Origin of the sequence: Streptococcus oralis subsp. tigurinus (assembly GCF_002093575.1) — a bacterium.
Classification (GTDB): domain Bacteria; phylum Bacillota; class Bacilli; order Lactobacillales; family Streptococcaceae; genus Streptococcus; species Streptococcus oralis_CH.
Map to the genome: position 1 here is coordinate 134,770 of NZ_LNVH01000005.1, position 17,046 is coordinate 151,815.

Annotated in this window: 19 protein-coding genes, 1 tRNA gene, 1 rRNA gene and 1 other RNA gene; 2 read left to right on the forward strand and 20 right to left on the reverse strand. The window is 41.0% G+C overall.

Annotated elements, in window-relative coordinates:
* Nucleotides 1-9: 9 nt before the first annotated feature.
* The 8 genes from comA to ATE37_RS07885 all read right to left on the reverse strand — a co-directional run bounded on the left by comA (nucleotide 10) and on the right by ATE37_RS07885 (nucleotide 7,058).
* A complete protein-coding gene (comA, locus tag ATE37_RS07840; protein ID WP_084868623.1) occupies nucleotides 10-2,163 on the reverse strand; it encodes a peptide cleavage/export ABC transporter ComA in 2,154 nt (717 codons plus the stop codon).
* 721 nt (nucleotides 2,164-2,884) lie between these two features.
* On the reverse strand, nucleotides 2,885-3,073 hold the full coding sequence (locus ATE37_RS07855; protein WP_084868625.1) for a hypothetical protein: 189 nt from the start codon (nucleotides 3,071-3,073) through the stop codon (nucleotides 2,885-2,887).
* A gap of 9 nt (nucleotides 3,074-3,082) precedes the next feature.
* Nucleotides 3,083-3,250, reverse strand: a complete 168-nt coding sequence (locus ATE37_RS07860; protein ID WP_084868626.1) for a bacteriocin — start codon at nucleotides 3,248-3,250, stop codon at nucleotides 3,083-3,085.
* Nucleotides 3,251-3,267: 17 nt separating this feature from the next.
* Nucleotides 3,268-3,456, reverse strand: coding sequence for a class IIb bacteriocin, lactobin A/cerein 7B family (locus ATE37_RS07865; protein WP_084868627.1), 189 nt, complete (start codon nucleotides 3,454-3,456; stop codon nucleotides 3,268-3,270).
* Between the two features lie 434 nt (nucleotides 3,457-3,890).
* Nucleotides 3,891-4,127, reverse strand: coding sequence for an acyl carrier protein (locus tag ATE37_RS07870; protein ID WP_042768880.1), 237 nt, complete (start codon nucleotides 4,125-4,127; stop codon nucleotides 3,891-3,893).
* A gap of 5 nt (nucleotides 4,128-4,132) precedes the next feature.
* Nucleotides 4,133-5,125, reverse strand: a complete 993-nt coding sequence (plsX, locus tag ATE37_RS07875; protein ID WP_084868628.1) for a phosphate acyltransferase PlsX — start codon at nucleotides 5,123-5,125, stop codon at nucleotides 4,133-4,135.
* Entirely contained in the window at nucleotides 5,122-5,892 is a 771-nt protein-coding gene (gene recO / locus ATE37_RS07880) for a DNA repair protein RecO (RefSeq protein WP_084868629.1), read from the reverse strand. Before recO ends, plsX begins: the two co-directional genes overlap by 4 nt.
* The gene (locus ATE37_RS07885) at nucleotides 5,889-7,058 is read right to left on the reverse strand and encodes a pyridoxal phosphate-dependent aminotransferase (protein WP_084868630.1); all 1,170 of its coding nucleotides are present in this window, start codon (nucleotides 7,056-7,058) and stop codon (nucleotides 5,889-5,891) included. The genes recO and ATE37_RS07885 overlap by 4 nt, the downstream gene beginning before the upstream one ends.
* Nucleotides 7,059-7,206: 148 nt before the next feature.
* Between ATE37_RS07885 and ATE37_RS07890 the strand changes: the two genes are divergently transcribed.
* Nucleotides 7,207-8,217: a YeiH family protein gene (locus tag ATE37_RS07890; RefSeq protein ID WP_084868631.1), complete on the forward strand. Its 1,011-nt coding sequence runs from the start codon at nucleotides 7,207-7,209 to the stop codon at nucleotides 8,215-8,217.
* Between the two features lie 28 nt (nucleotides 8,218-8,245).
* Here the strand turns inward: ATE37_RS07890 and ATE37_RS07895 are convergent, their stop codons facing one another.
* From ATE37_RS07895 to tadA, 8 genes are all read right to left on the reverse strand, one after another.
* Nucleotides 8,246-8,683 (reverse strand): CoA-binding protein, encoded by a 438-nt coding sequence (locus ATE37_RS07895; protein ID WP_084868632.1) that lies wholly within the window; start codon nucleotides 8,681-8,683, stop codon nucleotides 8,246-8,248.
* Between the two features lie 119 nt (nucleotides 8,684-8,802).
* Nucleotides 8,803-9,771: a ribose-phosphate diphosphokinase gene (locus ATE37_RS07900; protein ID WP_000010174.1), complete on the reverse strand. Its 969-nt coding sequence runs from the start codon at nucleotides 9,769-9,771 to the stop codon at nucleotides 8,803-8,805.
* A gap of 214 nt (nucleotides 9,772-9,985) precedes the next feature.
* Complete coding sequence (locus tag ATE37_RS07905; protein ID WP_180382779.1) at nucleotides 9,986-10,480, reverse strand: beta-class carbonic anhydrase; 495 nt, start codon at nucleotides 10,478-10,480, stop codon at nucleotides 9,986-9,988.
* A 72-nt stretch (nucleotides 10,481-10,552) separates the two neighbouring features.
* Complete coding sequence (gene radA / locus ATE37_RS07910) at nucleotides 10,553-11,914, reverse strand: DNA repair protein RadA (protein ID WP_082243820.1); 1,362 nt, start codon at nucleotides 11,912-11,914, stop codon at nucleotides 10,553-10,555.
* Between the two features lie 13 nt (nucleotides 11,915-11,927).
* Nucleotides 11,928-12,485 carry a histidine phosphatase family protein gene (locus ATE37_RS07915; RefSeq protein ID WP_241502107.1) on the reverse strand — a complete coding sequence of 186 codons (558 nt, stop codon included), beginning with the start codon at nucleotides 12,483-12,485 and terminating at the stop codon, nucleotides 11,928-11,930.
* Nucleotides 12,445-12,888 carry a dUTP diphosphatase gene (locus tag ATE37_RS07920; protein WP_049520484.1) on the reverse strand — a complete coding sequence of 148 codons (444 nt, stop codon included), beginning with the start codon at nucleotides 12,886-12,888 and terminating at the stop codon, nucleotides 12,445-12,447. Before ATE37_RS07920 ends, ATE37_RS07915 begins: the two co-directional genes overlap by 41 nt.
* A gap of 59 nt (nucleotides 12,889-12,947) precedes the next feature.
* Nucleotides 12,948-13,042, reverse strand: an RNA gene (ffs, locus tag ATE37_RS07925) — signal recognition particle sRNA small type.
* Between the two features lie 32 nt (nucleotides 13,043-13,074).
* A complete protein-coding gene (gene tadA, locus ATE37_RS07930; protein WP_084868635.1) occupies nucleotides 13,075-13,542 on the reverse strand; it encodes a tRNA adenosine(34) deaminase TadA in 468 nt (155 codons plus the stop codon).
* Nucleotides 13,543-13,807: 265 nt separating this feature from the next.
* On the opposite strand from tadA, the gene ATE37_RS07935 reads away from it, so the two are divergent.
* Complete coding sequence (locus ATE37_RS07935; RefSeq protein WP_142995864.1) at nucleotides 13,808-14,353, forward strand: hypothetical protein; 546 nt, start codon at nucleotides 13,808-13,810, stop codon at nucleotides 14,351-14,353.
* Between the two features lie 480 nt (nucleotides 14,354-14,833).
* On the opposite strand, the gene ATE37_RS07940 is transcribed toward ATE37_RS07935, so the two are convergent.
* From ATE37_RS07940 to rrf, 4 genes are all read right to left on the reverse strand, one after another.
* The gene (locus ATE37_RS07940) at nucleotides 14,834-16,120 is read right to left on the reverse strand and encodes an adenylosuccinate synthase (protein WP_084868643.1); all 1,287 of its coding nucleotides are present in this window, start codon (nucleotides 16,118-16,120) and stop codon (nucleotides 14,834-14,836) included.
* Nucleotides 16,121-16,362: 242 nt separating this feature from the next.
* Nucleotides 16,363-16,599: a sigma(X)-activator ComW gene (gene comW, locus ATE37_RS10905; protein WP_084868636.1), complete on the reverse strand. Its 237-nt coding sequence runs from the start codon at nucleotides 16,597-16,599 to the stop codon at nucleotides 16,363-16,365.
* A gap of 269 nt (nucleotides 16,600-16,868) precedes the next feature.
* Nucleotides 16,869-16,942: transfer RNA gene (locus ATE37_RS07950), tRNA-Asn, on the reverse strand.
* A 5-nt stretch (nucleotides 16,943-16,947) separates the two neighbouring features.
* Nucleotides 16,948-17,046, reverse strand: a 5S ribosomal RNA gene (gene rrf, locus ATE37_RS07955); the annotation flags it as partial.

The following is a 17,046-nucleotide window of genomic DNA, read 5'->3' on the forward strand; positions in this document are numbered from 1 at the left end:
CTCCTCTTTCTAGCTATTCACCAAATGGGCGTAAAAACCATCCTGCGCAAGCAAGTCTGCATGGGTGCCTTCTTCGACAATCTTACCCTGATCCAAAACAACAACCTTTTCTGTCCGCTCAGCAATGGTCAAGCGGTGGGCAATGAAAATCAAGGTCTTGTCTAAAGCCATGAGATTATCCACGATCCGCTTCTCTGTCAAGATATCCAGACTACTAGTCGCCTCGTCCAATATCAGAACAGGCGCATCCGTTAAAAGAGCACGCGCCAAAGCAATTCTCTGCCGTTGCCCCCCAGAAATACCTGCCCCATCCGAAGTCAATTCTGTCTGATAATTCAGCGGCATCCGCTCGATATCCTCCCGAATCTCAGCCAATTCGACTGCTCGTAAGATATCCTCCTGTGTCGTCCCTTCCTTGGCTCCAAGGAGAAGATTCTCCAAAATCGTTCCGTTAAAGACATAGGGCTGTTGAGGCAGATAGTTGATGTACTGGCGCAGGGCCTTTTTATCAATCTGATTGAGATTGACACCACCCAGACTAATCTCTCCCTGACTTGGATCGTAAAAATTAACCATCATCTTGGCCAAGGTGGTCTTACCCGAACCTGAAATCCCCACAAAAGCCATCTTAGACCCTTGCGGAATGGTCAAATTGATATCCGACAAGACGTCACGACCATAGCCATACTTATAGTGAACCTGTTTAAAGGTCATCTCTCCCTTCATCATACTCAGATCTTCTACCGTTTTCTTCTCCTCAAACTCCGAAGCTACTAGATAAACCTCATTTAAGCGATTATTGGCAACCTGCGCTGTCTGAAGCTTGGTTTGCAGGTTGATGATATTTTCCAAAGGATTGGTAAAGTAAACGAGCAGGGTGTTATAAGTAATCAGCTGGCCCAAACTCATTTTCCCATCCATGACAAGAACTGCTCCCATCCAGAGAACACCAACATTGAGCAGGAGCTGGGCAACTTTTTTCAGAGCCTTTTGCTGGCTTTCTGCCCGACTATAGGTAAAGGATTTTTTCAGATAAGCTACAAATTCCTTGTCAATCTTTTGATAGCGCGAACTTTCACTGGTCAACGACTTAATGGTCTCAATACCGTTGATGTCCTCGATGATAGAAGAAGACAGAACTGCATTGGCTTCCATAGTATCCCGATTCATCTTTTCAAAAGGCTTCATAAAGGCAAAGATAATCACTGTATAGATGGGAAGCGCAAGTAGACTAATGAAAAAGAGGGTCATATTTTGTGAAAACAAGACCAGCGAGATAATCAAAATCGTCGACACATCTAGGAAAATCGACAGAATGGTCGACGCCAGCGCATCGATGATACTATTGGCATCTGTAAAACGAGACACGATTTCTCCTGTCCTGCGTGTCGCGAAAAAGGACATCGGCAGGTGAAAAACATGCTTGATATAGGACAAAATTACGTCAATCGACAAGCGTTGCCCAAGGATTAGTAGAAGATATTCCTGGGCATAAGACAAAATCTGCTGGAGGATATAGACGATGACCAGCCCAATAGAGATAATACCCAGTGTCGAGCGCATTTGGTCTGGCACGTAACTATCAATGATGGACTGCAGATAATAAGAACCTACAATGTTAATCAGTGTTACCAAGAGTGTCGCTAGGACGATATTGGTAATTAAGCCATGCTGTTTGAGTAAAATAGGCAAGAAGGATAGGAGCCCCTGTTTTTTCTCCTTATGAGGTTTATAGCCCGGAGATGGTGCCATAAAAATACTAACCCCTGTCCACTCTTGCGCAAATCGCTCACGGGAAATCTTGGTCAGCTTGACACCAGGATCCGGATCAGCGATATGAATATGCTTTTTATCCTGACCTATCACCACATAGTAGTGGAGCAACTTCCCTTCCTTGAGCACATGAGCCACAAAAGGAAAGGTCAAATCTGGTAAATCAAAGAGCGTCATATCCGCCTTGATAGCCCGCGTCTCAAACCCAATCTCCTCTGCCACCTTTATAAGTCCCAAAGCGGTCGTCCCATCCATGGTCGTCTTGGCCAACTCTCGTAGATGAGCCAAGGAGTAATAACTACCGTAGTAACCAAAGACCATAGCCAAAGAAGCCACGCCACAATCCATCTGGTCCACCTGGGGACGATAGTGCCTTTTCCTAAATTTCATATCCTTCTCCTTTTTCTAACAATCTCTTTAAAAATTTGTAAGATTATTTTAACCAAACGAGGAAGAAATAAGGAAATTATTTCTGAAAAATCAATATCCTCACCTGAACAGCACTTTTTGCTAAAGAAAATAGGCAGAACAAGAGTCCTGCCTAAATCATTCAATTACAGAGATTTCTTACCTTTCCCACTTCTTTTGTGAATGGTGTGGTATTTTACCGCTATGTAAATGATTAAAAGAAGTAGGGGATAAGAGAATAAGTCTGAGACTTCCATGAAATTTACACTATACTTCCCTGGTAATAGCCTATAATCCATTAAAACCTGAAGGATAGAAAGTACAATGCGTACTAGTAGAAGCCCTCCTAATAAGATCACTTCTTTTTTAACATACAGACACCATCCTAACTCAATGTAGATTACGGTTCATTGGTCTAACACTCCAAGATTGCTTTTATGCTGGAGCTACAGAAATCAGACTCATGTTATCATCGTTTGTTATCTTTTTCTTCACTTCTATAAAGTAAGATAAAGGTCATCAAGAATAATGAAGTCGTAGGTATGTCAAAATATTCAAACCATGTAGGTAGATTTATTCTGTTTACATCAGCTACGATTCTAATAATTGGATAAGCCATCGAGCTAAATAATACAATAAACTCTGGCCAAGCTTTTCGTAGTAAGTGAACAACTGTCATCCCAAACTCCAATCTGATGGTCAATCAATTTCCCATTTTACTTTCTGTTGTTTTGTACTTATATCCTAGATAAAAGAGCCCAAATAAAACAGGGTAAATTTCTGGATAAAACAAGGTATTGAGCGGTTTTTTCAAAATCAAATACGTTGCGATGTAGATAATGAGTGATACAATAAAATATCCCTCAGCAAATCCTAATAAGAATTTTTTCATGGTAGACTCCTATTTACCTGACAAGAGTGCTCGAGTTGTTAAAATAGCTCCACCTGTATATACAAAACCTTTTACAAAACCGACTGCCACAGGGATAAGAAGGGGAAAGGCTCCCCCTTGAATTTCCTGCAAGTCCGTATCAGTCATTGTTTCAAATTTTAAAATAGATTTTTCCATATCATCTCCTCCTTCTATTACCATCTACTCGTCACATAATTATAACCTGCAATTCCTGCTGCAGTAATTCCACCAGCAATTTTAGCTGCTGTCACAGGATTAGCAATCACCCAAGCTACAATCGGCCACGCTCCCCCATTCACATCCGTCAACTCTTCTTCTGTAAGAGCTGCAAAGTTCTGTTCCATGTTGTCAAAGTTTGTCATCTTTGTCTCCTTTATTTCTATTTTTTAGTTTACGACTTCTAGCTCTTAAATCATTTTAAAAACCAGATTGGATAAATTACTGAAAGCTTTTTTCTTCCTGTTCTTCTCACTTATCTATTCGAGAAGTGATCTAAAATGAACAGGTAAATTTCATTTATTTTAAATACCATTTAATCAACCATGGCAATAAGATTGGTAAATACATCGCGTAGTCTCCTTCCTTTTCTTCTTACCTATCTATTCGAAAAACAATTCGAAAATGAACAATTCATTCATTTTTATTTTAAAAACCACTTGATGAACCACGGATAAAAACCGGTCACATACATAAACGTTCCTCCTTTTTCTTTCTCATCTCTTTATTCGCAATTTCTACTAAAAGTTTCCCTTTTTTCCGCAAATAAAAAACAACATGACTTGCATGTTGCTTTTGGCTATTTTTTATCTTTAATAATCGCTACTACATCCGCTACACTTTGAAGTTGATCGATTTCCTCATCAGTGATTTCGATACCAAATTCATCTTCTAGTGTCAAGACAAACTCCATCAAGTCCACTGAGTCCGCATCTAGATCGTCTTTCAAACTTAAGGATTCTGTTACGGCAAAGTCTTCTCCCTGTCTCTCTTGGATAATGGTTACAATACGGTCAAAAATTTCTTTTTCTGTCATCTTTTTTATTCTCCTGAAAATTCACGCGCAGTTTGAGCAACTACGTCTGTTTCTAGCATGGTACGAATCTGACGAATCGTACTATACACAGCCTTGGCATCACTTGAGCCATGAGTTTTTACAACCGGTGCCTTAACACCAAACAAGACCGCTCCACCAACATCTGAATAGTTGAGTTGCTTTTTCAAACCTTTAAGGCTATCCTTGAGAAGAAGAGCACCTAGTTTCGCTCGAAGACCACCACCCGTGATAGCTGTCTTAAGCAAGCCCATGATACCCATGGCTGTCCCTTCAATAGATTTGAGCACAGCGTTTCCCGTGAAACCATCTGCCACAACAACATCCGCAACGCCATTCATCAAATCACGCGCTTCCACGTTTCCGACAAAATTCAAGCTTTCATCAGCTGCTAGCAAGGCGTAGGTTTCCTTACGAAGGGGATCACCCTTGCTACTTTCTGTTCCATTGTTGAGCAAACCAACACGTGGTCTCGAAATCCCACGAACATTTTTCGCATAAAAGGAACCCAAAACAGCGTATTGGTGCAGATGATGGGCTGTATTTTCCGCATTGGCTCCAAGGTCTAGCATGTCAAAGCCTTTGCCATCAATGGTCGGTAAGGTCGACATGAGTCCAGGACGGTCGATATTCTTGATACGACCTACAATGAAGAATCCTGCAGCCAACAAGGCACCTGTATTCCCAGCTGAGAGGACAGCGTCTGCCTCTCCTTCTTTGACTGCCTTAGCCGCTAATACCATACTGGCATTTTTCTTCTTACGAATAGCTTTTGTAGGTTCATCATCAAAATCAATCTTCTCATCCGTATGGATAATGCTGACACGTTCTGTCGCTGTTAGATATTGCTTGATTTTGCTTTCGTCTCCATAGAGTTGAACCTCAATATCTGAAAAGTCAGCCAGGGCTTGATTGACACCCTCAACGATAGCTTGAGGTGCATAATCGCCCCCCATAGCATCTACTGCGATTTTTTTCATTTGTCTTCCTCTTTTAGTAATTGTCCCCAGTCTGCTAGGGAATCAATAAATTTCTTTGATTTTAGGTGAATTCCAACATACTCTTCGTAGATTTGGTCTATAAACTTGCGCAAGTCTTGCTTGATTTCAGGCTTGAGCGAAATGGTCTCCAAGGTCTCAAAATCAATGGCTTGAAATTGATTGAGAAGATAAGGGATATTGGGATTCAGATGGCAACGTCTCTCATCTTCATGATAATGCTCTGGGCAAAGACAAGCTCCATATTTAAAAGAAAAGTCAAAAGCCTGACCGACCAGATGGCAAAAGACACACTCATTAAAATTAAGGCTAATCCCAAATCGGGTCAAAATTTGAATTTCAAAAATATTGGTCAAAACCTGATAATCCAAACCCTCTTCCATCAACTCCAAAGTCTTTTGCAAAAAAGCAAACAAGGGAGCATCCTGCTGGTTATCCTGCAAACTAGCATCTGCAAGAGCAGCCACATAGGTTGCATAGGCCATGACAAAAAGATCACTATTAATCTTAGGAAAGGTCATCACCTCATGGTAGTCCTCAATGTAGCTGAGCCCATCATCATTGATTCGCAAGAGAAATCGTGCCAACACCAAGGGCTGAATAACAGGAGCTAGTTTGGACTGACCAGCGTGTTTGACGAAAAACATGCGCTTACCAGCCTGCTCGGTAAAAATCTTGACTAACTTGTCATCCTCACGAAAATTACGATTGTAGAGCACCAAACCTTGACTCGTGATAGACTGAATCATGCTTCTCTCATGTACTCCTCAAGTCGTTTCATGGCCTCTATGATCGTTTCCATGCTGGCTGCATAAGACAGACGCACATAGCCTTCTCCGTAACGTCCAAAGGCTGCACCAGGTATAAAGGCAACGGCCTTCTTCTGAGCAAAATCCTTCAGAAAAGCAAAGGAGTCTTGATTGTAGCCCGCTGGAATCTTAGCAAAGATATAGAAGGCCCCGTCTGGTTTGATAATCTCAAAACCAAGAGCAGTCATCTTCTCGATGATATAATCTCGACGCTGGATGTACTCCTTCTTCATAGGCTCCGCGTCGTTTTTACCCGCCGTCAAAGCCTCCACCGCAGCATGTTGCGCCATAGTATTTGCGGCAGTTACCAAGTACTGGTGACTCTTGATTAACTGAGCTGTGAAGGCTGCAGGAGCAAAGATAAAGCCTAAACGCCAACCTGTCATAGCATGAGACTTAGATAAACCATTGATAATAATAGCCTGATCTCTCAGCATAGTTCCCAAAGATACATGGGCTTCGCCTGTATAGGTTAATTCTGAGTAAACCTCATCACAGACAACGAAAATCTCATACTTGCGTAAAACGTCCGCCAAGGCTTCCAACTGCTCCCGACTATAGGTAATTCCTGTCGGATTGGCTGGATAGTTGAGAATGACCGCCTTGAGCTTGTCGCCTTGCTCCAAAATGGCCTTTTCCAACATTTCAGGAGTCAAGACAAAACCATTTTCAGTCGTATCAATCTCGACAACCTCTGCCCCAACTAGATTGACAATTGGCTCATAGCCTGGATAGGCAGGAGCTGGCAAGAGCACCTTATCTCCCTCTTCCAAAATAGCTGTCAAAGTAGCAGATAAAGCCTCTGTCGCCCCAATTGTAACCAAAATTTCATTTTCAGGATTATAATCTAACTGGTATTTTTCTTTTACAAAGTCGCTAGCAGCCTGGCGCAGGGTCAGCAAACCGCTCATCCCTGTATAGTAGGATTGGTTCTGGTCAATGGCTCGCTTGGCTGCCTCCTTGACATGATCTGGCGTTGTAAAATCAGGTTCCCCCAAGGTCAAACGCAGGACCCCAGGAATCTCCGAAATAGCCTGGTCAAACTGGCGAATCAACGAAACTTGAATCTTATCTAATTGTTTATTAAAGCGCTTAGTTAAGTCCATAGATACCTCCTACTCTCAAAACGTATCTCTATTATACTACAAAAGCCCCCCGACCGCAAAAATACATTATAGCATAGCTTTCCACTTTCTATTTTACTTTTCCTGTTTACAGGTCTATAATGGTAACAGATTATGATTGGAGGTTTTTATGTCATTTCTATCAAAAAATGGAGCAGGCATCTTGGCCTGCCTTCTCATTTCTATCATTTCTTGGTTTCTAGGAGGACTTTTCCCCGTCGTGGGTGCACCCGTTTTTGCAATCTTTATAGGAATGCTCCTACACCCCTGGCTCTCGCCCTACAAACAACTAGATGCAGGTTTGACCTTTAGTTCCAAAAAATTACTCCAGTATGCTGTTATCTTGCTTGGTTTTGGTCTCAATATCTCGCAAGTCTTTGCAGTCGGACAAACTTCACTCCCTGTCATCCTATCAACAATTTCAATTTCCTTGATTGTCGCCTACCTCTTCCAGCGTTTCTTTGCACTAGACACAAAACTGGCTACCTTGATTGGAGTGGGTTCTTCTATCTGTGGTGGCTCTGCCATTGCTGCGACAGCGCCCGTTATCCATGCCAAGGAAAAAGAAGTTGCCCAAGCCATTTCCGTTATCTTTTTCTTCAATATCTTGGCTGCGCTCATCTTTCCAACTCTAGGAACCTGGCTTCATCTATCCAATGACGGCTTTGCTCTCTTTGCAGGAACTGCGGTCAATGATACTTCTTCTGTAACGGCCACAGCTAGTGCCTGGGACAGTCTTTATCAGACCAATACCCTCGAGTCGGCAACCATTGTTAAACTCACGCGCACCTTAGCGATCATCCCCATCACTCTCTTTCTCTCCTACTGGCAAAGTCGCCAGCAAGAGAATAAGCAAGGCCTACAACTGAAAAAAGTTTTCCCACTTTTTATCCTTTATTTTATCCTGGCCTCTCTCTTAACGACTCTCCTTACCTCTCTCGGTGTGTCCAGTAGCTTCTTTACCCCTCTCAAACAACTCTCTAAATTCCTCATCATCATGGCCATGAGTGCCATCGGTCTCAAAACCAATCTGATTGCCATGGTTAGATCCAGTGGCAAATCTATTGTCCTCGGAGCCCTTTGCTGGATTGCCATCATCCTTACCAGTCTTGGCATGCAAGCATTGATTGGTACTTTATAAAATAAAAAGGTAGCCCATGGCTACCTTTTTATTGCTCAAGAATTAAGCGAGTATGTTCTCTCTTGATACAGCGATTCATCACGATGTCATCGCATCCTCCAGCACGCAAGATTTCTTCCGCTTCTAGATTTTCAAGTTCTAATTGCGCCCAAAAAATCTTGGCATCAGCCTTGAGAAAATCACGCGCCACATCTGGTAAAAACTCGCTCCGTCGGTATACATTGACAATATCCACAGGAAAAGGGATCTCAGCTAGACTCGCATAAGCCTTTTCTCCCAAGATTTCCCCACCTACAGCCTTGGGATTAACTGGAATGATTTTATAGCCCCGAGCTTGCATTTCCTTGGTCACTCGATTACTAGTTGTTTCCTCACGGTCAGACAAGCCCACTACCGCTAACGTTTTACTGGTTGCTAGATACTGACGGATCACACCATCACTTGGATTGATAAATTCTTGGCTCATAAAAATCCTCCTTTTTTCTCAGTATAGCATATTTTGAAAAGGCTTGCAGATTTTGACTATAAAAATCTCCTAGCAAGAAAAGAAACCTGCTAGGAGTTCTGTCTACTTCAAGTGAAAGATTAAATCTTTTTCTCAATACAAAATAGGGGAGAAAGAGGACGTTTTTCGTGGATACGAATAATAGCATCGCCCAGAAGATGAGCAATCGAAATTTGTTCAATCTTATCAATCAAACGCTCTTCTGGTAGGTAGATAGTATCCAAAACAACCAATTTCTTAATAGCTGATTTTTGGATATTATCCATAGCAGGACCAGAAAGTACTGGGTGCGTACAGCTTGCGTAAACTTCAACAGCACCTGCTTCAGCAAGAGCATCCGCCGCATGACAAATAGTTCCAGCTGTATCGATCATATCGTCAATCAAGATACAAGTCTTACCTTCTACCTTACCAATGATGTTCATCACTTCACTGGTATTCATCTTATCTACACTACGGCGCTTGTCAATAATCGCAATCGGAGTTTTCAAAAACTCTGCCAATTTACGAGCACGAGTTACCCCACCATGGTCTGGGCTGACAACCACGTAGTCAGAGCCGACCATGCCACGACGTTCAAAATAGTCCGCAATCAATGGAGCACCCATCAAGTGATCTACAGGAATATCAAAGAATCCCTGAATCTGTGCAGCGTGCAAATCAATCGTCAACAAACGATCTACCCCAGCAACTTCTAGCATGTTTGCAACGAGCTTTGCAGTGATTGGCTCACGCGCGCGCGCTTTTCTATCCTGACGTGCATAGCCATAGTAGGGCATAACAACATTGACAGATTCTGCACTAGCACGCTTCAAAGCGTCCACCATAATCAAAATTTCAAGTAAATTATCATTTACAGGTGAACTAGTTGATTGTAGGATAAAGACGTGTTTTCCACGGATTGATTCTTCGATGTTGACCTGAATCTCCCCATCTGAAAATTGGCGAACAGTCGATTTCCCCAACTCTATCCCAATTTCTTGCGCCACACGCTCTGCCAATTCTCTATTAGAAGAAAGGGCAAACAGCTTTAAATCAGAAAAAGACATGATTTCCTCCGGTATTTATGTATCACTTGTTTTTTACACAACATTTTCCATTTACCATTGTAGCGCTTTTTCCTTTATTTTTCAATCAAAAATAAAATAAGGGCAAACATTTATACTCTTGTTTTATACTATTTTATATTAGCTATATTAAAACTAAAAATCCTACATTTTAACAATCGATTTTATGCTAGGATGAAATTTTTTCGAGACAAAGTTAGTATACTTCTCTCATACTTCCTGTATCCACATCATAGACAGCACCTGAAATAACCACATCATCAGGAATCAGTGGAAATTCTCGAAGCAATTGCATATCCTCTCTCACACTCTCTTCAACATCCTGGAATGGTAGAAAATCCTGGTCAGACACATCAACTCCGAGCTCATGTTTCAACTGTTCATGAAAACTTTCATTTTGAAAGGTTTGAGCTCCACAGTCTGTATGGTGAAGCACCACGATTTCTCTTGTCCCCATTTGTTGCTGGGAAATTACCAGTGAACGAATCATGTCTTCAGTCACTCGACCACCCGCATTTCGCAAGATATGGGCATCCCCAAGTGCCAAACCTAGAGCTTGCGCAACGTGCAGACGTGAGTCCATACAGGTCACGATAGCTACTCTGGTTTTGGGTTTAAGTGGCAGATTTAACTGCCCATGTAGGGCAACATAAGCCTGATTGGCTTGCATAAACTGTTCAAAATACGACACGATTCCCTCCTTGAAAATTTGATAGCCAAATATTTCTCCTATCTTATCATTTTTAAGAGGATTTGTCACGGATTATGCAAAGACCTTTTTCAAAACTTCCTGAATCGTTGTCACACCAATTACTTCAATTTCCTTGGGTGGAGTGATTCCTGTCAAGGAATTCTTGGGTACATAAATCTTGGTAAAGCCCAGTTTTGCCGCTTCATTGATGCGTTGTTCGATACGATTCACGCGTCGAATTTCTCCGGTCAAGCCCAGTTCACCCACAAAACATTCCTGAGGATTGGTAGGCTTGTCCTTGTAACTAGAGGCAATAGCCACTGCAACGGCTAAGTCAATGGCAGGCTCATCCAATTTGACACCGCCAGCAGATTTGAGATAGGCATCCTGATTTTGCAAGAGAAGCCCTGCTCGTTTTTCCAAAACAGCCATAATCAGACTCGCACGATTGAAATCAAGTCCAGTCGTCGTACGTTTAGCATTTCCAAACATGGTTGGTGTTACCAAAGCCTGAACCTCCGCCAAAATCGGACGGGTCCCTTCCATGGTCACAACGATTGACGAGCCAGTAGCCCCATCCAAACGCTCCTCTAGGAAAACTTGACTCGGATTGAGTACCTCAACCAATCCGCCCGACTGCATCTCAAAGATGCCAATCTCATTAGTGGAACCAAAACGGTTTTTGACTGCTCTCAAGATACGAAAGGTATGGTGGCGCTCCCCTTCAAAGTAAAGCACCGTATCCACCATATGCTCCAACATACGCGGACCAGCCAAGGTCCCTTCCTTGGTCACATGTCCTACGATAAAGATAGCAATGTTATTAGTCTTCGCCAACTGCATGAGTTCAGCTGTCACCTCACGCACCTGAGACACAGATCCTTGCACCCCTGAAATTTCAGGAGACATAATCGTCTGGATAGAGTCGATGATGAGAAAATCTGGTTGGATGCGCTCCACCTCAGATCGAACGCTCTGCATATTGGTCTCTGCATAGAGATAAAACTCGCTATCAATATTACCCAAGCGCTCTGCACGGAGTTTAATCTGCTGGGCAGACTCCTCCCCACTGACATAGAGAACAGTCCCTACTTGGGACAGCTGAGTCGATACTTGTAAGAGAAGGGTTGATTTCCCAATCCCTGGATCCCCACCGATAAGAACGAGACTCCCCGGTACCACACCTCCACCAAGCACACGGTTAAATTCCTCCATCTCCGTCTTGGTTCGATTGACATTGATGGAAGTCACCTCAGCCAGTTTCATGGGCTTGGTTTTCTCACCTGTCAAAGACACACGCGCATTCTTAACCTCGGCGACCTCAACCTCTTCTACAAAAGAAGACCAAGACCCACAGTTAGGACAACGCCCTAGATATTTTGGGGAATTATACCCACAATTTTGACACACAAATGTCGCTTTTTTCTTTGCGATGATAAACCTCTTTCTAAATTTCTATCTCACATTCAATCACTTGACAAAAATCAATCTTCTCATTTGGAACAAACTGGCGCATGAGCATTCGATGAGCGACAACTACCACAGTCTGGTAGTCTCTATACTTAGCCATACATTCTAGAAACCGAGACTTCATTTCCGTAGCTGTCTCATATTGAATAGGGCTATTAGAAAGTAACTCCCCCTTGTTTTCTAGAAATAGTGTTCTAGCCTCTTCAAATCTATCTATGCCTGATTCATAGACCTGCCATTCGTGTAACAAAGGCTCCACCCTCAAAGGAAGGCCAGTAGCACAAGATACATAAAAAGCCGTTTCTAAAGCTCTCGTTACTGCTGAAGTCACTAGTAGATTAGCCGATTGTAGCAAAGGATTTTGCCAAAGTTCCTGAGCTTGTTGCCGTCCTTTCTCAGATAAAGGTGCTAAATCCATCCCAAAACCTGTATAAGAACGTTCCTCTAACTCACGGTAATCTGGCTCCCCATGACGTACAAAGATAATCTTCATCTTAGTGTCCAGTTGACCCAAAACCACCAGTCCGCACGCCATCCGCTTCATCTCCGTCTGCAATCAAAAATGGTGCAAAGACAGCCTGGACTACACGTTCTCCAACTTCGAGGACGACTTCCTGTTCAGTAATGTTTTTCATCTGAGCAAAGATATGACCTTCATTCCCAGGATTTCCATAATAATCCCCATCAATGACCCCAACCGAGTTAATCAAAACCAAGCCTTTCTTACGAGGATTTGATGAACGGTCATAGAGATAGAGCACCTCTGTCGGCTGCATATAAGCCTTGACTCCTGTTGGGACGAGAACAATCTCTCCTGGAGCAATAACCGTACGCACAGCAACCTTTAAGTCGTAACCAGCCGCATGCGCTGTCTCACGCTTAGGCAATAAATTTTCATCTGTAAAACTCGAAACCAATTCAAAACCACGAATTTTCATATTTTTCTCTTTTCTATAATCATTTATTCTAGGCTATTTTATCTTATTTATTCGAAAAAAGCACGAAAAAAGAGCACACAATTCACACTCGCTTAGGGCTGCTGGATTCCTCCCCTGACCCGCTTCACGCAGAACTGTTGCTCCACTATTTATTATACCACATTCCCCTCTATTTTTAAAGAGAAATTATTTTTTCCGTCGATTTCGGAAAAAGTCCTGCATAATCGCTGCACAGTCATCTTCCAAAATTCCCGTTTCCACCTCTACACGATGATTGAGACGCTCATCTGTCAAAATATCGTACAAGCTCCCAGCTGCACCAAATTTCTGGTTTTTAGCCCCGTAAACTACGTTTGGAATACGGGCAAGCCCAATCGCCCCGCTACACATGACACAAGGCTCAATGGTCACAAAAAGCGTGCAATCCAGCAGGCGCCAACTTTCTTCACTCACGTTCGCATTCTCTATAGCCATGATTTCTGCATGCATGACCGCCCGTTGCAACTCCTCGCGCGCATTATGCCCCCTACCAATGATTTCTCCATCCTTGACAATCACACAACCAATTGGAATTTCATCGTGTTCTAAGGCAATCTCAGCCTCTCTCAAAGCCTCTCTCATAAAAGCTTCTTTTTCTTCAACTGTATAATCCATAGCTTCTCTCTTTTCCTGCTTATCAATTCTATCATTATAGCATGTTTTCCTAGACAAAAAAAGAGCTCTATAATATTTACACTGACTAACTTTAGATAGTATTAAATCGCTGGATTGTAGAAATAATGTTTTAAAAAGAGTATAATATTAGCAAAATTGATAGAAAATCAGAAATCATAAACTTAAAATAATGGAGATAACTGACATAGAAAGTTCAAGAGATGAATATACTGAAATTTATACAATAAACAATATGAAAGGGTAAATGATGAAATTAGAGTTATTACTGGATAAACCAAAATTTACCTTAATGTTTCCATATAAAAATCAATTTAATAGAGCAGGGGGACCATTCATGATATCTTTATCTGTTATGATTCTCTGGATTCTAAAGCATCTGATAGCTTATAATACCGATTTTACAGACAAGATTATTATAGCAATCGTACTGATTTATGCTCCACTTCTTCTATGGTTTATGGGGTATTATCTCTTCATAAATGGAGTAAAATTAGAAGTTCATAAAAACAATACTGTTCAGTATTATACCTATAGTAGCAGAGGCCTCAGCGTATTACATTATCAATTTAAACTTCAAGATATCGAACAAATAACCATTAAAAAGCGTCCCTTTAATTGTGCAAAGTTAACCATGAAAATTAGAAATCCTATTTTTTTAGAAGGATATGAGAAAAATCTAAATAAGCTAATAAGTGTCAGTATCATCACAGATAAACTGAAAGCAGATGTTTTTATGCACGAAATGAACCAAATTCAAAATGACAAATCAGGAAACCAAGTTATCAAATAAGCTAATTTACAAAAAATTTAATTTTATCTAACTTATAAATTCTAAAGAAAATAGTTCACTGAAGAGGCTGGGATCAAAAATCCCAACCTCATTTTTGCTTAGTTATACACCTATAATTTATTAGTAGATTAAACTGTTTGTTGGTATTTTAAAATTCAAAAGCTCCTTTGAACAAAACTTCCTTTCTCTATCCACAACCTTAACCAATCTACCGAATTGTTGAAACCATAAAATTCTAGGTCTATCAAATTAAGACTTGGTCTACAGATTTCTGTCCCACTGTTTTTTTCTTTATCTTAAAAAGTCAAGTAGAAGCCTGTATAGGACTTATGAACTAAAAAAGCCACCCAATGGGATGACTTAATAGGGAGATTATTATGAAAAAGAAAAGTTTAGGATATTTGTTACAACAAGTTAGGAGGTCTTCTTGTAACTGTCTATAGTATACCCGGCCTATCTTAAACAAATCTTAAAAATCTCTTAAGACCAAACACTTTCTAAAATATTGGTTTGTTCACGATCAGGACCTACTGAGAACGTCGAAATACGAACCCCAACCAACTCGCTCACACGACGAACATAGTTACGCGCATTCTCAGGAAGATCTTCCAAATCACGGACTCCAGTGATGTCTTCTGACCAACCTGGCAATTCCTCGTAGATAGGTTTGCAACGTTTTAATTGCTCAAGACTAGCTGGGTAGTGGTCAATACGTTGACCATCGAGATCATAAGCCACACAGATTTTCACAGTATCCAAACCGCTCAAAACATCAATAGAATTCAATGAAAGATTGGTAATACCAGATACACGGCGACTATGGCGCATCACAACTGAGTCAAACCAACCCACACGACGTGGACGGCCAGTTGTTGTACCGTATTCATGACCTACTTCACGGATGCGATCTCCCACTTCATCAAACAATTCAGTTGGGAAAGGTCCGTCCCCTACACGACTCGTATAGGCTTTACAAACACCTACAACCTTGTCAATCTTACTTGGACCAACACCAGACCCAATTGTCACACCACCAGCGACAGGGTTTGAAGAAGTAACAAATGGATAAGTCCCTTGGTCAATATCCAACATAACACCTTGTGCCCCTTCAAACAGCACACGTTTGCCATTATCAAGTGCATCGTTCAAGATAACGGATGTATCTGTCACATATTGCTTGATTTGTTGACCATACTCATAGTATTCTTCAAAAATATCATCAACTGAAATAGGGGTGCTATCATATAATTTTTCAAACAAACGATTCTTTTCCGCAAGATTGCGTTCTAAACGCTCACGAAAAATCTCTTTATCCAAAAGATCCGCAATACGAATTCCAACACGAGCAGCTTTGTCCATATATGCTGGACCAATTCCCTTTATTGTAGTACCAATCTTATTATCACCCTTAGCTTCTTCTTGCAAGCGATCCAACTCAATGTGGTAAGGCAAAATAACATGCGCACGATCAGAAATACGCAAGTTATCAGTTGTCACACCTTCCTCATGAAGATAGCTCAACTCTTTCACAAGAGATTTCGGGTTTACAACCATTCCGTTTCCAATAACTGAAATTTTTTCAGGGAAGAAAATTCCAGATGGAATCAAGTGCAACTTAAATTTCCTACCATCAATCACAATCGTGTGACCAGCATTATCACCACCTTGATAACGAGCAATTACCTCTGCATTAGCTGAAAGAAAATCTGTAATTTTCCCTTTACCTTCATCGCCCCATTGGGTACCTACAACAACAACTGAAGTCATAATAAAATTCGTCTGAGCTACTAGGAGCTCGTCCTTTCTCATATACATGGCAGGAATTTCACCCGCAATTATATCTTACAATTTATTATAAGAAAAAAACACTATTTTATCAAGAAGAAACAGTAGAAAAGATTTGGAATTTCTGTAAATAACAAAATCCAAAACCTTAAAAATTAAACAAAATCCTAAAAAATATAAAATCAATACAGATTATTGTTCGTGATATATGATTTATGAGTTTCTTATTGGATAAGAGTTGTACCACCTTGCAGGAATTTATCTAGATATAGACGATAAGCTGTTTTAAAGTGATATAGTGAAAAGTCACTATCACTTTTTATTTTAAATCGGATTAAATAATATAGTAAAAACCGAAGATGAAGTGATTCCCACTCAGCACAACTCTGACCTAAAGAGGCATATTCTTGTTCAACTAGTTTCAAAAAGACAAATGCTCGTTCATAAAATTTCTGAAGCATATAAAAATTCCCTTTCTTATTACTAACACTAGTCTAACAAAAAAAGGAATTAAAAAAGCTTCAAATCCTATAAAAGCAGAATTTAAAGCTAAACGAACTGAAAGTAAAATAAAGATGTAATTATAGGTACAAAAATTAAGATTTAGATTTTCAACTGTCTACTTCACTTATAAATCATAATTACCCGTCTGTACACTTCACCCGACGGAGCAAGACGTACTAATTTAGTTACATAAATAAAAAAACGTTCAATGAACGTTTTTTCAGTACTCCGCCAGTAGGACTCGAACCTACGACATCATGATTAACAGTCATGCGCTACTACCAACTGAGCTATGGCGGATAAAAGCTAAGCGACTTCCATATCTCACAGGGGGCAACCCCCAACTACTTCCGGCGTTCTAGGGCTTAACTGCTGTGTTCGGCATGGGTACAGGTGTATCTCCT

Excerpts from the sequence above, each read along its gene's own strand:
- comA (WP_084868623.1), bottom strand. The coding sequence starts at position 2,163 with ATGAAATTTAGGAAAAGGCACTATCGTCCCCAGGTGGACCAGATGGAT.
- ATE37_RS07855 (WP_084868625.1), bottom strand. The coding sequence starts at position 3,073 with ATGAAAAAATTCTTATTAGGATTTGCTGAGGGATATTTTATTGTATCA.
- ATE37_RS07860 (WP_084868626.1), bottom strand. The coding sequence starts at position 3,250 with ATGGAAAAATCTATTTTAAAATTTGAAACAATGACTGATACGGACTTG.
- ATE37_RS07865 (WP_084868627.1), bottom strand. The coding sequence starts at position 3,456 with ATGACAAACTTTGACAACATGGAACAGAACTTTGCAGCTCTTACAGAA.
- ATE37_RS07870 (WP_042768880.1), bottom strand. The coding sequence starts at position 4,127 with ATGACAGAAAAAGAAATTTTTGACCGTATTGTAACCATTATCCAAGAG.
- plsX (WP_084868628.1), bottom strand. The coding sequence starts at position 5,125 with ATGAAAAAAATCGCAGTAGATGCTATGGGGGGCGATTATGCACCTCAA.
- recO (WP_084868629.1), bottom strand. The coding sequence starts at position 5,892 with ATGATTCAGTCTATCACGAGTCAAGGTTTGGTGCTCTACAATCGTAAT.
- ATE37_RS07885 (WP_084868630.1), bottom strand. The coding sequence starts at position 7,058 with ATGGACTTAACTAAGCGCTTTAATAAACAATTAGATAAGATTCAAGTT.
- ATE37_RS07890 (WP_084868631.1), top strand. The coding sequence starts at position 7,207 with ATGTCATTTCTATCAAAAAATGGAGCAGGCATCTTGGCCTGCCTTCTC.
- ATE37_RS07895 (WP_084868632.1), bottom strand. The coding sequence starts at position 8,683 with ATGAGCCAAGAATTTATCAATCCAAGTGATGGTGTGATCCGTCAGTAT.
- ATE37_RS07900 (WP_000010174.1), bottom strand. The coding sequence starts at position 9,771 with ATGTCTTTTTCTGATTTAAAGCTGTTTGCCCTTTCTTCTAATAGAGAA.
- ATE37_RS07915 (WP_241502107.1), bottom strand. The coding sequence starts at position 12,485 with ATGGCGTGCGGACTGGTGGTTTTGGGTCAACTGGACACTAAGATGAAG.
- ATE37_RS07920 (WP_049520484.1), bottom strand. The coding sequence starts at position 12,888 with ATGAAAATTCGTGGTTTTGAATTGGTTTCGAGTTTTACAGATGAAAAT.
- tadA (WP_084868635.1), bottom strand. The coding sequence starts at position 13,542 with ATGGATTATACAGTTGAAGAAAAAGAAGCTTTTATGAGAGAGGCTTTG.
- ATE37_RS07935 (WP_142995864.1), top strand. The coding sequence starts at position 13,808 with ATGATGAAATTAGAGTTATTACTGGATAAACCAAAATTTACCTTAATG.
- ATE37_RS07940 (WP_084868643.1), bottom strand. The coding sequence starts at position 16,120 with ATGACTTCAGTTGTTGTTGTAGGTACCCAATGGGGCGATGAAGGTAAA.
- comW (WP_084868636.1), bottom strand. The coding sequence starts at position 16,599 with ATGCTTCAGAAATTTTATGAACGAGCATTTGTCTTTTTGAAACTAGTT.